Source organism: Vibrio sp. 2-1-2a, assembly GCF_032648565.1.
Lineage (GTDB): Bacteria > Pseudomonadota > Gammaproteobacteria > Enterobacterales > Vibrionaceae > Vibrio > Vibrio diabolicus.
This window is the reverse complement of record NZ_WBOH01000001.1, coordinates 780,297-795,781: the sequence shown is the minus strand read 5'-3', so window position 1 is coordinate 795,781 and position 15,485 is coordinate 780,297. Positions and strand designations below refer to the sequence as shown.

Annotated in this window: 12 protein-coding genes and 1 tRNA gene; 6 read left to right on the top strand and 7 right to left on the bottom strand. The window is 44.7% G+C overall.

Features of this window, described 5'->3' with window-relative positions:
- Positions 1-45 precede the first annotated feature (45 nt).
- From kdsA to ybaK, 3 genes are all read left to right on the top strand, one after another.
- Positions 46-897, top strand: coding sequence for a 3-deoxy-8-phosphooctulonate synthase (gene kdsA, locus F7Y48_RS03700; protein WP_005384095.1), 852 nt, complete (start codon positions 46-48; stop codon positions 895-897).
- Between the two features lie 151 nt (positions 898-1,048).
- Positions 1,049-2,731 (top strand): bifunctional UDP-sugar hydrolase/5'-nucleotidase UshA, encoded by a 1,683-nt coding sequence (ushA, locus tag F7Y48_RS03695; protein WP_182037320.1) that lies wholly within the window; start codon positions 1,049-1,051, stop codon positions 2,729-2,731.
- Between the two features lie 102 nt (positions 2,732-2,833).
- The gene (ybaK, locus tag F7Y48_RS03690; protein ID WP_005382231.1) at positions 2,834-3,307 is read left to right on the top strand and encodes a Cys-tRNA(Pro) deacylase; all 474 of its coding nucleotides are present in this window, start codon (positions 2,834-2,836) and stop codon (positions 3,305-3,307) included.
- 65 nt (positions 3,308-3,372) lie between these two features.
- On the opposite strand, the gene rluF is transcribed toward ybaK, so the two are convergent.
- The 3 genes from rluF to F7Y48_RS03675 form a co-directional block, all read right to left on the bottom strand.
- On the bottom strand, positions 3,373-4,530 hold the full coding sequence (gene rluF / locus F7Y48_RS03685) for a 23S rRNA pseudouridine(2604) synthase RluF (protein WP_054868252.1): 1,158 nt from the start codon (positions 4,528-4,530) through the stop codon (positions 3,373-3,375).
- A gap of 95 nt (positions 4,531-4,625) precedes the next feature.
- The gene (gene smrA / locus F7Y48_RS03680) at positions 4,626-5,207 is read right to left on the bottom strand and encodes a DNA endonuclease SmrA (protein WP_005393162.1); all 582 of its coding nucleotides are present in this window, start codon (positions 5,205-5,207) and stop codon (positions 4,626-4,628) included.
- Between the two features lie 132 nt (positions 5,208-5,339).
- A complete protein-coding gene (locus F7Y48_RS03675) occupies positions 5,340-5,480 on the bottom strand; it encodes a DUF3149 domain-containing protein (RefSeq protein WP_005382236.1) in 141 nt (46 codons plus the stop codon).
- Positions 5,481-5,740: 260 nt separating this feature from the next.
- On the opposite strand from F7Y48_RS03675, the gene F7Y48_RS03670 reads away from it, so the two are divergent.
- Positions 5,741-5,817: transfer RNA gene (locus F7Y48_RS03670), tRNA-Pro, on the top strand.
- 303 nt (positions 5,818-6,120) lie between these two features.
- On the opposite strand, the gene F7Y48_RS03665 is transcribed toward F7Y48_RS03670, so the two are convergent.
- A complete protein-coding gene (locus F7Y48_RS03665; protein WP_182037321.1) occupies positions 6,121-6,543 on the bottom strand; it encodes a hypothetical protein in 423 nt (140 codons plus the stop codon).
- Between the two features lie 127 nt (positions 6,544-6,670).
- Entirely contained in the window at positions 6,671-7,543 is an 873-nt protein-coding gene (locus F7Y48_RS03660; protein WP_006743037.1) for a TraB/GumN family protein, read from the bottom strand.
- 495 nt (positions 7,544-8,038) lie between these two features.
- On the opposite strand from F7Y48_RS03660, the gene F7Y48_RS03655 reads away from it, so the two are divergent.
- Together F7Y48_RS03655 and F7Y48_RS03650 are read left to right on the top strand one after the other, a co-directional pair.
- Positions 8,039-10,690 carry a beta-N-acetylhexosaminidase gene (locus F7Y48_RS03655; RefSeq protein ID WP_316681386.1) on the top strand — a complete coding sequence of 884 codons (2,652 nt, stop codon included), beginning with the start codon at positions 8,039-8,041 and terminating at the stop codon, positions 10,688-10,690.
- A gap of 437 nt (positions 10,691-11,127) precedes the next feature.
- Positions 11,128-11,820, top strand: a complete 693-nt coding sequence (locus F7Y48_RS03650) for an oligogalacturonate-specific porin KdgM family protein (RefSeq protein ID WP_005382004.1) — start codon at positions 11,128-11,130, stop codon at positions 11,818-11,820.
- 55 nt (positions 11,821-11,875) lie between these two features.
- Here F7Y48_RS03650 and F7Y48_RS03645 read toward each other — a convergent pair whose 3' ends face one another.
- Together F7Y48_RS03645 and F7Y48_RS03640 are read right to left on the bottom strand one after the other, a co-directional pair.
- The gene (locus F7Y48_RS03645; RefSeq protein ID WP_012842060.1) at positions 11,876-12,325 is read right to left on the bottom strand and encodes a DUF411 domain-containing protein; all 450 of its coding nucleotides are present in this window, start codon (positions 12,323-12,325) and stop codon (positions 11,876-11,878) included.
- Positions 12,326-12,346: 21 nt separating this feature from the next.
- Positions 12,347-15,076 carry a heavy metal translocating P-type ATPase gene (locus F7Y48_RS03640; RefSeq protein ID WP_316681380.1) on the bottom strand — a complete coding sequence of 910 codons (2,730 nt, stop codon included), beginning with the start codon at positions 15,074-15,076 and terminating at the stop codon, positions 12,347-12,349.
- Positions 15,077-15,485: the final 409 nt, after the last annotated feature.

The following is a 15,485-nucleotide window of genomic DNA, read 5'->3' as shown; positions in this document are numbered from 1 at the left end:
ATGTGCCGAACTGTGGCGTGTCGTGGACAGAAAAAGAGAATCAAAATGGAACAGAAAATCGTTAATATCGGCGACATTCAGGTTGCTAACGACAAGCCATTCACCCTATTTGCAGGCATGAACGTTCTTGAGTCTCGTGATCTTGCGATGCAGATCTGTGAGCACTACGTAAAAGTAACGGAAAAACTTGGCATTCCTTACGTATTTAAGGCGTCGTTTGACAAAGCAAACCGCAGTTCTGTTCATTCATACCGTGGCCCAGGCCTTGAAGAAGGTATGAAAATCTTCCAAGAGCTAAAAGACACATTTGGTGTGAAGATCATCACTGACGTTCACACTGAAGCGCAAGCTCAACCTGTCGCTGACGTGGTAGACGTTATTCAGCTTCCTGCATTCCTAGCTCGTCAAACTGACCTTGTTGAAGCTATGGCCAAAACAGGTGCGGTTATCAACGTGAAGAAACCTCAATTTATGAGCCCAGGTCAAGTGGGTAACATCGTTGAGAAGTTCGCGGAATGCGGTAACGACAAGATCATCCTATGTGAGCGCGGCTCTTGCCACGGTTACGATAACCTAGTCGTAGACATGCTTGGCTTTGGTGTGATGAAAAATGCATCGAAAGGCAGCCCAATCATCTTTGACGTAACGCACTCACTACAGATGCGTGACCCGTCAGGTGCGGCGTCTGGCGGTCGTCGTGAGCAGACAGTTGAACTTGCGAAAGCGGGTCTAGCAACAGGCATCGCAGGTCTATTTATCGAGGCGCATCCAAACCCAGACCAAGCACGCTGTGATGGCCCATCTGCACTGCCGCTAGACAAGTTAGAACCGTTCCTAGCGCAAATGAAATCTCTTGATGATCTGATCAAGAGCTTTGCAGATATCGATATCAAGTAAACGCCAGATGACTGGTGATCAAATGCAATAGCCAACCTCGTGTTGGCTATTTTTTTATCAGATGGCGCATCATTCTCAGCTTCTTGCTGTAAAGGCTCTAGGCCGCTGGGAATGTGCATCAGTGACTCCCAATAAGAAAAAAGGTAAATAAATGAAGCAGCGTCTGATTATTAAAACTGCGTTGAGTGCCGCTATTTTGGCCTCGTTAGCTGGGTGTGCTACGCAACCTGCACCAGAATGGAATGCCGATACAACCTATAAATTGACCGTGCTACACACTAACGATCATCACGGTCGTTTTTGGCAAAATCGATACGGCGAGTACGGTATGGCAGCACGTAAAACGTTAATAGATGATTTGCGTGAAGAAATACAAGCAGAGGGGGGCAGTGTATTACTGCTTTCTGGTGGTGACATCAACACTGGAGTACCTGAGTCTGATTTACAAGATGCGGAGCCAGATTTTAAAGGCATGAGCAAAATTGGTTACGATGCGATGGCGCTAGGTAATCATGAGTTTGATAATCCATTGGATGTGCTTTTCAAGCAGCAAGAGTGGGCAAGTTTTCCGATGTTGTCTGCCAATATTTACGATAAAAATACTGGCAAGCGCCTATTCCAACCGTACGCGATGTTTAAAAAACAGGGTATTAAGATTGCAGTAATTGGTCTTACAACCGAAGATACAGCGAAACTTGGCAACCCTGAATTCATTGAACAAATTGACTTCCGTGACCCAAAAGAAGAAGCCAAGAACCTAATTGCTGAGCTGAAAGAAACGGAGTACCCAGACCTTATTTTTGCTGTCACACATATGGGACACTATGAGAATGGCAATAGAGGCATCAATGCACCTGGTGATGTAGCGTTAGCTCGTTATTTGAATGAAGGTGATCTGGATATGATTGTTGGTGGTCACTCACAAGAGCCGGTTTGCATGGAAGGTCCAAACGTCATCAAAAAGAGCTTTCAACCGGGTGATGAATGTCAGCCTGATCAACAAAATGGTGCTTATATTGTTCAGGCACATGAGTGGGGGAAATATGTGGGACGCGCCGATTACGAGTTTCGTAATGGTGAACTCTCGATGGTGAGCTACGATCTGATCCCAGTAAACTTGAAAAAGAAAATTAAAGTTGATGGTCAGTCGCAACGAGTTTTGATCCAAGAAGAGATTGAACAAGACGAAGCGATGCTTGAGTTTCTTCGTCCTTATCAAGAAAAAGGTCAGGGCAAGCTAAACGTGAAGATTGCAGAATCTAACGGTAAGCTTGAGGGTGACCGCAATGTGGTGCGTTACCAGCAAACTAACTTAGGTCGATTGATTGCAACGGCTCATATGGAACGTGCAAAAGCAGATTTCGCCGTAATGAATTCTGGCGGCGTTCGTGATTCGATTGCAGCAGGTGACATTACCTACAAAGATGTGCTGACTGTTCAGCCATTTGGCAATATGGTCTCTTACGTTGATATGACGGGCAAAGAAGTATTGGATTACCTAAATGTTGTTGCAACTAAGCCTGTCGACTCTGGAGCTTACGCGCAGTTTGCGGGTATTGCGATGAGTATCAATAATGGTGAGGTAACCAATGTGTTCATTGGGAATAAACAACTTCGCTTAGATGGTAATTACCGCTTTACCGTACCAAGCTATAATGCCGCTGGTGGTGATGGTTACCCTAAAATCGACGATCATCCAGGGTATGTAAATACAGGTTTTACCGATGCTGAGGTTTTGAAGGATTATTTAGAAACACATAGCCCTATTGATGTTAATGAGTATGCCCCTTCAGGTGAAATCACGTATTTAGTTGATACGGCGATTGATCAGTAACCCAACAGAGAAAAAGCGATTGACTCAAACTCGCTGATATCATTAACTAAAAGCGCAGAGCCGATTCAATCTGCGCTTTTTGTTTTTATGAGGAGAATCTTGATGACTCCGGCCATTAATCTTGCGAAAAAGAAAAAAATTCCACACACGATTCATCAGTATGAGCACGACCCTAGAGCCGATAGTTATGGCTTGGAGGCTGCTGAAGTACTGGGGCAGGATCCGAAAACAGTATTTAAAACCTTGCTGTTCTGCTTGAACGGCGAGCCAAAGAACCTTGCGGTTGCGATTATCCCTGTTGATCAAAAGCTGAACCTAAAACTGGCAGCGAAAGCAGCGAAGGGCAAAAAGGCCGATATGGCTGATCCGGAAATCGCGCAAAAGACCACAGGTTATGTTGTTGGTGGGATTAGCCCACTGGGGCAGAAGAAAGCTTTACCTACTTTTTTGCACGAAAGCGCAGCAGAGCAAGACACCATCTGTGTGAGTGCAGGTAAACGTGGTTTAGAAATCGAGTTAGCCCCGAGAGATTTGCTGAGCTTAACTCGCGGTCAGTTTGCACCTCTTTGTTTGTAAACTCATGACAAATAAAAAGGACGCTCATGAGCGTCCTTTTTTTGATCTTGCCTGTTAGTGAAGCGTTACTTCTTCAGACTCAATGTACCACCGGTGCGTTTAGCTGGTTTGCTTGGCTTCGTGGCATTTGGGTTCATGTAATGCTGCTTAGGCTTACTCGGTGATTGAGGCTTGTTTGCTGAGTGCGTATTGCTCGATGCATCTGGTTTACGGTGCGATTTTCCATGCTCGCCTTGCGGTCTGCTACGTTCACCTTGTGGTTTCGCTTTGTAATGTTCTTTAGCTGGACGTCCGCCTTCATCATCACGCTGACGACGCTTTTGTTGGCCTTTTTTCGAGTTTGGTGCGTGACGGAATTCATCAGCATTGTTACCACGGAAAGTTCGTGTCTTCTGGTTACGACGAGCAGTAGAATCTTGGTTTTCTTCACGGCTATCAAACAGCTTTGCGTCGGTCGCTTTACGAATATTACGACCTCTAGAGTCTGTTTTTGATGCCTCTTCTGTACCCACCGAACCATCGCACATAGCAAGAATCTCAGCGACTTCATCGTCAGTTAAGTAACGCCATTTTCCGTTCGGAATACCGTCAAGAGAGATATTCATGATTCGAACACGACGAAGCTTAAAGACTTCGTAACCTAGTGCTTCACACATACGACGGATTTGGCGGTTAAGTCCTTGAGTGAGCACAATACGGAAAGAGAACTTAGTCTCTTTCGTTATCTTACAAGGTAGAGTGACGGTATCGAGAATCTTAACGCCGCTCGACATCTGTTTGAGAAACTCACCTGTAATCGGTTTGTCCACGCGCACAACGTACTCTTTTTCGTGGCTGTTGCCAGCACGGAGGATTTTGTTAACGATGTCGCCATCGTTGGTCAAAAAAATCAGACCATCAGAGGGTTTATCCAAGCGGCCGATCGGAAAGATACGTTTTTTGTGACCGATAAAATCAACGATGTTTCCAGGTACATCTCGTTCTGTTGTACAGGTGATGCCTGTTGGTTTATTGAGAGCGATATAAATCGGCTTCTCTTTTGCTGCAACTGGCTTACCATCCACACAAACATCATCACCAGGTAGCACTTTTGTACCCATTTCAGGCTTGTTTCCATTAATGGTGACACGACCTTGTTCAATTAGTCTGTCTGCCTCACGGCGTGAACAAAAGCCAGTTTCACTGATGAATTTATTTAATCGTTTAGCGTTGTCTTGTGACATTTTTGTCTCCTAACGTTTCACAACGGCGAATGAAGTTTCCTTCCCGTGAAAGGGAAGGAAGAATAAGGGCGGGCATTCTAGCATTAGGGTGAAATTTAGCCCAACCGTTTTTGGTGACGTTCGCGAGTTTCTAATTTCTTTTCCGCACTTTTTCTAAGTAGAACGTAAACGGCTCCGGTTCCACCGTGAAAGCGTTGCGCACTATGCACGCACTGAACTTCCCTGATTTGTTGTAGCCAGCTGCTAACAAAGCTTTTCATTAGTGCTGGTGGATTTGAGCGTTCTCCTCGGCCGTGGACAATAACGACCGTTCGTATGTCCATTGATAGGCACTGTTTTAAAAACTTTACGACTTCATCACGAGCTTCTTTCAATGTTTTACGATGCAGATCTAGGCGTGCTTGGATTGGATATTTGCCAAGACGAAGCTTGCGGTAAACCCCGTCTTGTACGCCATCACGTTTAAACTCAACAAAGTCCTCTGGTTTCAGCATTTCTGCGTGATCAAGTGACAGGTATTCTGGGTCATCTTCTGTTAGCCAGATTGCCGCTTCTCTCTTGGCGAGCTGCGCTTCGGTTACTTGGTGTACTTTTTTGTGTTCGGCGGTGTCTTGAGTGATCGGCTTTACATCGCCCATCATCTGTTGGAACAGATCAAAATCGTCATCGTGAGACATAGTAGTAATCTCATTAAGAACAGGGAGGAATAATAGGATTATATCAATGAGTGGTGCATTGAGATCAAATAAAAAACCGGAGTAGGCAAGTAACCGACTCCGGTGCAAAGCGTTTCTAGAGCTAAGCGAGATCTAGTGAGGAGATTTGTCGTTCATGATCTTGTATATGAAGAAACCGCCGTAAAATAACATCAGACCAATTGCCCCAAAGATTACTATCATTGACGATAGACCCACTGCATTACCAAATAGGAGATCAAGCCAAAAGTCCATACGTTTCCTCCAAGATGTTCCCGACAGGCATAAAACTAAATGGCAGTGCCTTGTTGCACACTGATCTGGATCAATTATGTTGCTAAGGTTAATAAACTGTATTTTGTTGTGAGTTATCAGTCACATTTTACGTGCTAGTGTTCAGTTATTCATCAAACGAATTAAGACCTAAGGTTTTTTTGTAAAAAGCACTTGCGTCACAGTTCAGAATCCGTAATATACGCATTCGTTGACGGGGACAAGTCCTCAGTTAAACATCTCGGTGAATAGCGCAGTTTGGTAGCGCATCTGGTTTGGGACCAGAGGGTCGGGGGTTCGAATCCCTCTTCACCGACCATATTGAGAAAAAGGCTCTACAGAAATGTAGAGCCTTTTTCGTATTTGGTGATATTTATTTGGAGCCAGAGGGTCGGGGTCTGGAATGCCAGTCCAATCGAATCCCTACTTCACCGACCACTTTTAGAAAGCCTGCTCAATGAGCAGGCTTTCGTCGTTTTTAGCGCTAGTAATTTTAGACTTCAATAGTATCGAGCCAAATGGGTTCACCTGACGTTAGAATATGGCACTTCACCGACACGTATTAAGAGGAAGGCTCTACAGAGATGTAGGGCCTTTTCATTTTTTAGAGCGAGTAAATTTATTACTTGATGTCACACGAGATAGTGCTGATAGGAGTTTCAGAAGTTGTGAAGCAAACATAAGCGGTCTTTGGATGGTTTGGACCAACTTTGATGTAACCTGCTTTTAGTTCGTCTTCATCAAACGTGACAGATTGAGATTTGCTCGTACTTCCATCAAAGTAAACAGCTTCAAAGCCTTGATTCATCATATGTGCGACGCGATTTCGGGTATGGTTAGTGGAAAAAGTGATGTTCGCACAACGCATCATTGGTTTTTCGGTAATAAGAAACTGGCCACTCTCTTTATCTAATACCCCGCCTTTTGCTTCTGGGGTTATATCAATAGCTTGAAAATTTTCTACGTTACATGACGGTTTAGCATAAGCAAGCGATGAAGTGAGCATCATGCTGCTCACGCATAGGAATAAAGCTTTAAATTTCATATGAGTTATTATGTATCCGCATAGGTTAGAGTCGTTTTAGCAGAGGAGTAAACCATTGTCAGTGATCGTGTTAGCGTGATGCCTTGCTATTCATCATTGATGAGGCCGGCTGCCTTCAAATAAATTTCTAAATATGGCACCTAGCTTGGCGGGTTTTACCGAGTGGTTTTATGTCAAAGCCCCTTTTTTTAAGCAGCTCAATTAGATTATCTTTACCAACTAAATGCAAACTGCCGACAACAACGGTATAGCGACCCGAACGTTGAGGTAGGACACTGCCAGTATCAAGCTTTTTTGCCCAATCTCGATTGCGCTCATATAAGAAAGCCTGATTAAAATCTTCTGTTGCTTGATCGGTTAATGATGCCTCGACCAACATACTACCATCACCGCTCTTCCAGCTTTCTATCAAACACTGAACCAATTCTTCCCCACCGTCATATTCTTCAATTGACGAGAGGAGCATCTCTTTACCGCCTTCTGATTGACCTGCTATTAAATCAATTTGGAATTGCACGGACTCCAGTGGAATGACCGGGATTTGTTTTTTATCAGCGAGTCCTATTAAGTGCATGTCGACCCCTTTATCAGAGACATACCCCAGTTTGTTTACTAAAGCGAGTTGGATGGTTAATGCAGCCGTCCATGGTGGAGAATTTAAAAGTTGAGTTTCAGGCAACCCTAAATCTTGTGCTATCTCGACTAAGTGGCGACGTTGAGCCTTATCTAAAACATCTTTAGAAAGGATGGTTGTTTGTGGGTAAACCAAGCCTTCAGAGTTTCTGACATCTGCTTCGATAATCAACCCAGCGCTTTGGCTTAAGTGCTGAGTAATAGTTTTAGGGAGTGGGTACATCGTTTTATCGCCCACATGCACAGAGCCAATGATCATCAGCTCGGTTTCCCCTTTTTTTGCTAACCAATGTTGCGGTTCTGCATAAGAGGAAAAGGGAGCAAAGGCAACAAGTAGGGATGATATGAGTGTCAAGAGACGAAACATAGAATGGTCCTCAGGTAAGATACCTTTAAACTTTATACGCAAAAATGCTTGAGGTTAAGTGCAATTTCTCTAGTGGGGATATTCGACAAAATCGTCATTTCTAAAAATATTGACGAGTTTTGACGATGAATAAATGAGAGTCACTTCACGAAAGATAAATAGGTCATTCGCTTACTAATGGTTCACAAAATAATTAGGCGTGATCCAAATCTTACAAAATCAGTCGTAACTCATGAATATTAGTGACCTAGATCGCAGCAAACTCGTCAAAACAAGTTGTTCGATTTTGACGTGGCTTGTAACTTCATGAAAGTTAAGTTTTTATGGTTTTTACTGAGTATCATTTTTTGAACTAGATCACTTCCTATTTCTATTTATTTTACGCTTAGAAATAACTGGTTGTATGTTGAATGCAACTGTTAGGCCCCTCGCATTTGAGGAGCCGCGATTTTTATCATTGTCGTTTTGAACCACTGACTTTTTTGGGGAAGTAAGATGTTTAAACCTAGTCTGATTGCTGTTTCTGTTATCACCACATTAGCAGGTTGCTCTGCTCTGCAAAGCTCTGAGCAACAAGCTGTAAATTCACTGGCTAATAACCTTGATATCCAATATGAAGTGTTGACTAACCACGGTGCAAACGAAGGTCTTGCTTGTCAGGATTTAGGGGCTGAGTGGGCTTCTTGTAACAAGGTGAACATGACGCTAGTTAACCAAGGTGAAGCGGTTAACTCAAAAGATTGGGCTATCTACTTCCACAGCATTCGTCTGATTTTGGATGTAGATAATGATCAGTTCAAAATTTCTCGTGTAACGGGTGACCTACATAAGCTAGAACCAACAGATAAGTTTGATGGCTTCGCTGCGGGTGAGGAGGTTGTTCTTCCATTGGTTGGTGAATACTGGCAACTATTTGAAACTGACTTCATGCCAGGTGCATTCGTTTCTGCTCCAAACGCAGAACCTAAGATGATTGCTTCTCTAAATACTGAAGATGTTGCGTCTTTTGTGACGGGTCTTGAAGGTAACAACCTAAAACGTACACCAGACGACAACAATGTATTTGCAAACGCTGTGTCTCGTTTTGAGAAAAACGAAGACCTAGCAACACAAGACGTATCAACCACGTTACTACCAACACCGATGCACGTTGAAGCGGGTAAAGGCAAAGTAGATATCGCGGATGGTATTGCGCTGCCTAAAGACGCATTCGATGCGACTCAATTCGCAGCAATTCAAGATCGTGCAGAAGTGGTAGGTGTGGACGTTCGTGGTGATCTTCCTGTAAGCATCACTGTTGTTCCTGCAGACTTCACCGGTGAATTAGCAAAATCTGGTGCTTACGAGATGAGCATCAAAGGCGACGGTATTGTGATTAAAGCGTTCGACCAAGCAGGCGCTTTCTACGCAGTACAATCTATCTTTGGCCTGGTAGATAGCCAAAATGCTGATTCTCTACCACAACTGTCTATCCAAGATGCACCTCGCTTTGATTACCGTGGTGTGATGGTGGATGTGGCTCGTAACTTCCACTCTAAAGACGCAATTCTTGCAACGCTAGACCAAATGGCAGCGTACAAGATGAACAAACTTCACCTTCACCTAACCGATGATGAAGGCTGGCGTTTAGAAATCCCAGGCCTACCTGAGCTGACAGAGGTTGGCGCTAATCGTTGTTTCGATACACAAGAGAAAAGCTGCGTACTGCCTCAGCTTGGTTCCGGTCCAACGACAGACAACTTTGGCTCTGGCTACTTCAGTAAAACAGACTACGTGGAAATCTTGAAATACGCGAAAGCGCGTAACATTGAAGTCATTCCCGAAATCGATATGCCAGCACACGCGCGTGCAGCGGTAGTATCAATGGAAGCACGTTACGACCGCCTGATGGAAGAAGGTAAGGAAGCTGAAGCGAACGAATACCGCCTGATGGATCCTCAAGATACTTCTAATGTCACTACGGTTCAGTTCTACGATAAGCAAAGCTTTATCAACCCGTGTATGGAATCTTCCACTCGCTTCGTAGATAAAGTAATTTCAGAAGTGGCAGCAATGCACGCTGAAGCTGGGGCACCGCTAACGACATGGCACTTTGGTGGCGATGAAGCGAAGAACATCAAGCTTGGCGCTGGTTTCCAAGACGTGAACGCGCAAGACAAAGTTAGCTGGAAGGGCACGATTGATCTGTCGAAACAAGACAAGCCATTCGCGCAATCTCCACAGTGTCAGGCGTTAATCGCAGACGGCACAGTGAGCGATTTTGCTCACCTACCGAGTCATTTTGCACAAGAAGTATCAAAATTAGTTGCTGAGAAAGGCATTCCAAACTTCCAAGCATGGCAAGATGGTTTGAAATACAGCGAAGGTGAGAAAGCATTCGCAACAGAAAATACGCGTGTTAACTTCTGGGACGTTCTTTACTGGGGTGGTACATCATCAGTGTACGAATGGTCTGAGAAAGGTTACGACGTGATCGTTTCTAACCCTGACTATGTGTACATGGACATGCCATACGAAGTTGATCCGAAAGAGCGTGGTTACTACTGGGCAACACGTGCAACCGATACGCGTAAGATGTTTGGCTTTGCACCAGAGAACATGCCTCAGAACGCAGAAACCTCTGTAGACCGCGATGGCAACGGCTTTACTGGTAAAGGTGAAATCGAAGCGAAACCTTTCTACGGTCTATCAGCACAGCTTTGGTCTGAGACAGTACGTAACGACGAGCAATACGAGTACATGGTATTTCCTCGCGTACTCGCAGCCGCAGAGCGTGCATGGCACCGTGCAGATTGGGAGAATGACTACAAAGTCGGTGTTGAGTACTCGCAAAACTCTAACCTAGTTGATAAAGCATCGCTAAACCAAGACTACAACCGCTTTGCGAACGTACTTGGCCAACGTGAACTGGCTAAGCTAGAAAAATCTGGTATCGACTACCGCCTTCCAATTCCTGGTGCGAAAGTAGAAAACGGCAAGCTAGCTATGAACGTTCAGTTCCCTGGCGTTGAACTGCAATACTCGTTAGACGGTCAAAACTGGCTGACTTACGCAGACAATGCTCGTCCAAGTGTGAAAGGAGAAGTGTTTATCCGCTCTGTATCGGCGACAGGGGAAAGAGCAAGCCGCGTAACTAGCGTGAAATAACCTTAATCTTCTCAGCTAAATTTAAGCAAACCCTCAATGTCATGTTGAGGGTTTCTTTATTTTTATGGGAAATTAAGTGTGACCAATGTCTGATTATTTTTCATTGATAAATAAGTTTTAGCTTGTAATGGTCAGGGTTATTGTGAACTGGATCGACTTAATTTGCTAAATGTCAATAAATTACCTGTTTATGATCACACTTCTATTTTTTGAATCATTATAGAAAAATACGGTAAGTGCCTGTATTTACCTTACTTTTATCAGGGTTGTTGAGCGTCGGTTTGAACAAGATCACTTTTTAAAATGTTTTATTTTCCATCGCGAATTAATTGGAACAATATTGCGATCGCCAAGGAGGCACATTCCAAAGTTTGCGATAAAAGGGAGAGAAGCCCTTTAAAACCGTCGCATAACGTGAATAAATAAAGGCAGTAATTATGAAAAACATTTTTGCACTGAGTGCTCTTTCTCTCGCTTTCGCTTCTAGCGCTTTTGCTGGTTCTTCTTACGTAACAGGTAACGTTCAATTCCACGATGATGGTCGAATCCATGGTTCGGACGTTACGTCTACACTGGAAGCTGGTCATACTTTTGATAACCAATTTGGTGGCTTTACGGTTTACACCGAGTTTGATGGTATTCAGCTGGGTAAACTGGAAACAGAAAACGGTGGCGCGGGTAACACAACACCAGCAATCACTGTGGGTGGTGAGCAGTCATTTAACATTACCGATCATTTATGGGTTGCAGCGGGTTACCAACACTTGTTCTCTGCTGGCGAGAACGTACAGTACCGTCCATTGGTTAAGATCGGTTACAACTTCGATAACGGTATCTCGCTAAGTAACCGTACTCGTGCGCATATTGATGCGACAGACGCAGATGCGGATACAGACTACCGCATGGATAACCGTATTGGTTACGTGATGAATGAAGATGTGACGCTAAGCTACAACAACGTCTACATGATTGAAGCGGAAACGATGGACCACGAACTTCGCGCAACGTGGACACGTAAAGGTGTTCAGCCTTACTTTGAGTTCCGTAGCCAAGCACACGGTGCAGAAAACGCAAGTGGTGATAGCCTAGTTAACAATGCGTTTGTATTTGGTGCCTCTTACGGCTTCTAATCTTATATTTGTCCATTAAGAAAAAGCCCAGCAATTGATTTGCTGGGCTTTCTTGTTATTTGTCGTTGCCTTCGTGGTGGCTATATTCGAACACTTGGCCTTTTTCGTTAAAGGCGTAAACAGTGTAGCTGTCTTTTTTATCGCCATACTCCATACCAGGGGAACCCATTGGCATGCCCGGTACCGAGAGCCCTTTTGCGTTACGTGGTGGATTTTCTAAGAATGCTTTAATGTCTTCAGCTGGAATGTGACCTTCGAACACATAGCCGTTGATTTCTGCTGTGTGGCAAGAGTAAAGCTGTTCGTTCTTGATGCCTAGATCGCGTTTTATGGCGTTCATGTCATCGTGCAATTTCTCTTCGACCGTAAATCCGTTCTCTTCCATGTGTTTTGTCCATTCACCACAGCAGCCGCAGTATGGCGATTTGTGGTTAATGACATCAGCTGCCAATACGTTGGCGGATGCGGTCGCAAGCATTGCAAAGGTCAATAATTTCAACTTCATAATAGCCTCAAATATAAGTGGTTATTTTACTGAAAAAAGTCGTAGTCGATTTGCATTACTAACGACAGTAATAGATGACAGCGCCATTGCCGCACCTGCGACAACTGGGCTGAGCAAAAATCCAAATGCAGGATAAAGTACGCCTGCGGCAACAGGGATCCCCAGTGAGTTATAAACGAAGGCACCAAATAGGTTTTGCTTCATGTTTTTAAGTGTAGCGCGCGACAGTTCAATCGCATGTACCACCGCCATTGGTGACGTGTTCAGGATGGTCATTTGCGAACTTTCAATGGCGACATCACTGCCGCTACCCATTGCAATACCAAGGTTGGCTAACGCGAGAGCAGGGGCGTCGTTGATGCCATCCCCCACCATTGCCACGACATGGCCTTGGGATTGAAGTTGCTCAATGTGCTGAGCTTTCTCATCTGGCATTACTTGAGCGATTACTTCATCAATACCAAGTTCTTGACCGATAGCGTTGGCTACGTGTTGGTTGTCACCCGTCAGCATTACCGTTTTGATGCCTTGCGATTTTAATGCAGAGAGCGCTTGTTTTGCATCTGATTTGATTGGGTCAGCAATGGCGATCAGGCCGACTAACTCACCATCGAGCGCAACGGCAACCGGAGTCCATGCATTCTGAGCGCATTCGTCAATTGCATCCTGAAGTGCCTCTGTTGCAACGTTTTCCGCTTGCATAAATTGAAGCGAGCCAATAAGCAGCGGTTTACCTTGATACGTTGCCAAAATGCCGCGCCCACGAACGTTTTCAAATTTATCGAGAGTCACTTCTTGCGTGTCGTGCTGATTAGCAAAGTCGCATACCGCTTTTGCTAGTGGGTGCTCTGACTGACGCTCGGCGGCGTACGCTAACCCCAACAGCTCTTCTTGGCTGGTGGTGTGAGTAAACACTTGCTGCACACTCGGTTTACCTTGGGTAAGCGTGCCTGTTTTATCGAACACAACCGTATCTATTTTACTCGCTAGCTGCAGGGCATCAGCATCTTTGATCAAAATGCCGAGTTCTGCGGCTTTACCCACTCCCACCGTGACAGAAAGTGGGGTTGCTAAGCCTAGAGCACAAGGGCAGGCGATGATAAGTACGGTTGTGGTGACCACCAGCATATAGCTCGCTTTTGGCTCTGGGCCAACGGCAAACCAAACAAGCGCGGCCAGTATTGCTATGCCTACAACGACAGGGACAAACACCGATGAAATCTGGTCTGCCAATTTCGCGATGGCGGGCTTGCTGCTCTGAGCGCTGCGCACCATACGAATAATACGTGCGAGCATCGTATTTGCGCCGATTCCGGTAGCCTCTATAGTGAGAGAGCCGTCGGTATTCAATGTCCCTGCGGATACATGTGCCTCTTGTGCTTTTAATACAGGAACGGGCTCACCTGTTAGCATGGACTCATCGATATACGATTCACCATTGATTACCGTACCGTCGACGGGCACTTTCTCTCCCGGCTTGATACGTAACTTCATTCCTAGAGTGATTTCTTCTACCGCGATTTGTTTATCACCTTGCTCAGTGATGACGGTCGCTTGTTGAGGCTGTAAGTTCACCAAAGCCTGAAGCGAGCGAGTTGTGTTTGCTTTCGCTTTGGCTTCTATATAGTGACCAAGTGAAATCAAACCAATGATCATCGCGCTGGCTTCGAAGTAAACATGACGAGATGCCATTGGGAACCAATCTGGGAAAATCACCACAAGCATAGAATAGAACCACGCTGCGCCAGTACCGAGCGCAACTAAGGTATCCATCGTGGCGCGCTTGTGAGTGGCTGCTAACCAAGCGTTACTAAAGAACTGTTTTCCGGCAGTGGCAAGCAGCAGTAAACACACAATACCGATCGCGCCCCAAACCAATTGGTCATTGGTGTTGCGAATCATCATGTTGCCACCAGCAACACCCCAAATCATCAAAGGGGCACCCACAACAAGGCCTGCAATTGCATCCAACTTAAAACGTTTTTGCTGTTGACGTTGTTGCTGCGCTTGCTTTTCTTGCTGTGTCGCGGCGTCTTGTAAAACCTCGCCTTGGTAACCCGCTTGTTTGACAGATTGCAAAATAGATTGATGTAACGAATCTGAGTCTTCAGTCACAAACACCAGTGCGCTTTGTTCTGCGAGGTTTACCTGAGCTTTTTCAACCCCTTGTACATTAGTAAGGGCTTTTTCTACTGATGCGACACAGCTTGCACAGGTCATACCTTGAATCAACATCTGTAGTTGAGCCGTGCCTGCTGGTTGCTCGTCAGGCGTTGCTTGGTCGCCTTTTTCGCTTTGATGTGTCTGGCTTTGGCGTTGATCGGGAGTGATTGCCTTTTGCTCTTCAGCAACTGAGTTATCAGTAACAGCGCTATTGTTGGCCGTATAGCCCAAGCTAGCAACTAGCTCAATGACTTGTTGCTCGGAGAGTAGGGTACGAATCTCTAAGTGTGTTGTTGAAGCCTCGAAAGAAATAACGTCTTGATGAGAGTCTAATAAAGACGAGAGTTTTTTCACGCAGCCGCCGCAGCTTAAGCCTGAAAGGTTTAACTCGTACTGATTTCCTGCTTGGTAACCAAGAGATTCAATTGATGAGACAAGCTCTTTGAGAGAGGACTCGGTTTTGACCTCGACTTGCGTTGGGGACAAAGTGAGGATCTCTACATCGTGATTCGCATGTAAAGCCTTCTCAACTTTTCTCGCACAGCCCATGCAGTTGAGCCCTGATAAAGGTATAACAAACTGATACATAATCTGCACCTCAATAATAGTGATACATTGAGCTTAAACCTTCCTGCAAGGGTAAGGTCAATCCCCTTTTTTGCTCTCAACAATTTCGTCAAAATCGCTTGAATCACACAAGTTCACTGCCATTTTACTTGCGAGTGATCTCAAGGTTTTTTCTCTCTGAATATAAAGTTCCGTTAAAACACCTAAAAGATGAATGAAGTCGCTCACGCTTTTAAGATGCTCTCAATGTCAGTTCAGTGTCAAAAAGTGCTTTTAACGTTTTTGATTTTTTATATTTAACTTTAAGTTTTTGATTTTTAATTAATTATATTATTTTTGATCTTCTCATTTTGAAGTCGCTCAGATTGCTGTAGGGAAAGTTTTTTAGTGCGAAAAAAGTTTGTCATATTTGCCCCGTCCAAACATTGTT

Excerpts from the sequence above, each read along its gene's own strand:
- kdsA (WP_005384095.1), top strand. The coding sequence starts at position 46 with ATGGAACAGAAAATCGTTAATATCGGCGACATTCAGGTTGCTAACGAC.
- F7Y48_RS03675 (WP_005382236.1), bottom strand. The coding sequence starts at position 5,480 with ATGGACTTTTGGCTTGATCTCCTATTTGGTAATGCAGTGGGTCTATCG.
- ybaK (WP_005382231.1), top strand. The coding sequence starts at position 2,834 with ATGACTCCGGCCATTAATCTTGCGAAAAAGAAAAAAATTCCACACACG.
- F7Y48_RS03650 (WP_005382004.1), top strand. The coding sequence starts at position 11,128 with ATGAAAAACATTTTTGCACTGAGTGCTCTTTCTCTCGCTTTCGCTTCT.
- F7Y48_RS03655 (WP_316681386.1), top strand. The coding sequence starts at position 8,039 with ATGTTTAAACCTAGTCTGATTGCTGTTTCTGTTATCACCACATTAGCA.
- F7Y48_RS03645 (WP_012842060.1), bottom strand. The coding sequence starts at position 12,325 with ATGAAGTTGAAATTATTGACCTTTGCAATGCTTGCGACCGCATCCGCC.
- F7Y48_RS03660 (WP_006743037.1), bottom strand. The coding sequence starts at position 7,543 with ATGTTTCGTCTCTTGACACTCATATCATCCCTACTTGTTGCCTTTGCT.
- F7Y48_RS03640 (WP_316681380.1), bottom strand. The coding sequence starts at position 15,076 with ATGTATCAGTTTGTTATACCTTTATCAGGGCTCAACTGCATGGGCTGT.
- F7Y48_RS03665 (WP_182037321.1), bottom strand. The coding sequence starts at position 6,543 with ATGAAATTTAAAGCTTTATTCCTATGCGTGAGCAGCATGATGCTCACT.
- ushA (WP_182037320.1), top strand. The coding sequence starts at position 1,049 with ATGAAGCAGCGTCTGATTATTAAAACTGCGTTGAGTGCCGCTATTTTG.
- rluF (WP_054868252.1), bottom strand. The coding sequence starts at position 4,530 with ATGTCACAAGACAACGCTAAACGATTAAATAAATTCATCAGTGAAACT.
- smrA (WP_005393162.1), bottom strand. The coding sequence starts at position 5,207 with ATGTCTCACGATGACGATTTTGATCTGTTCCAACAGATGATGGGCGAT.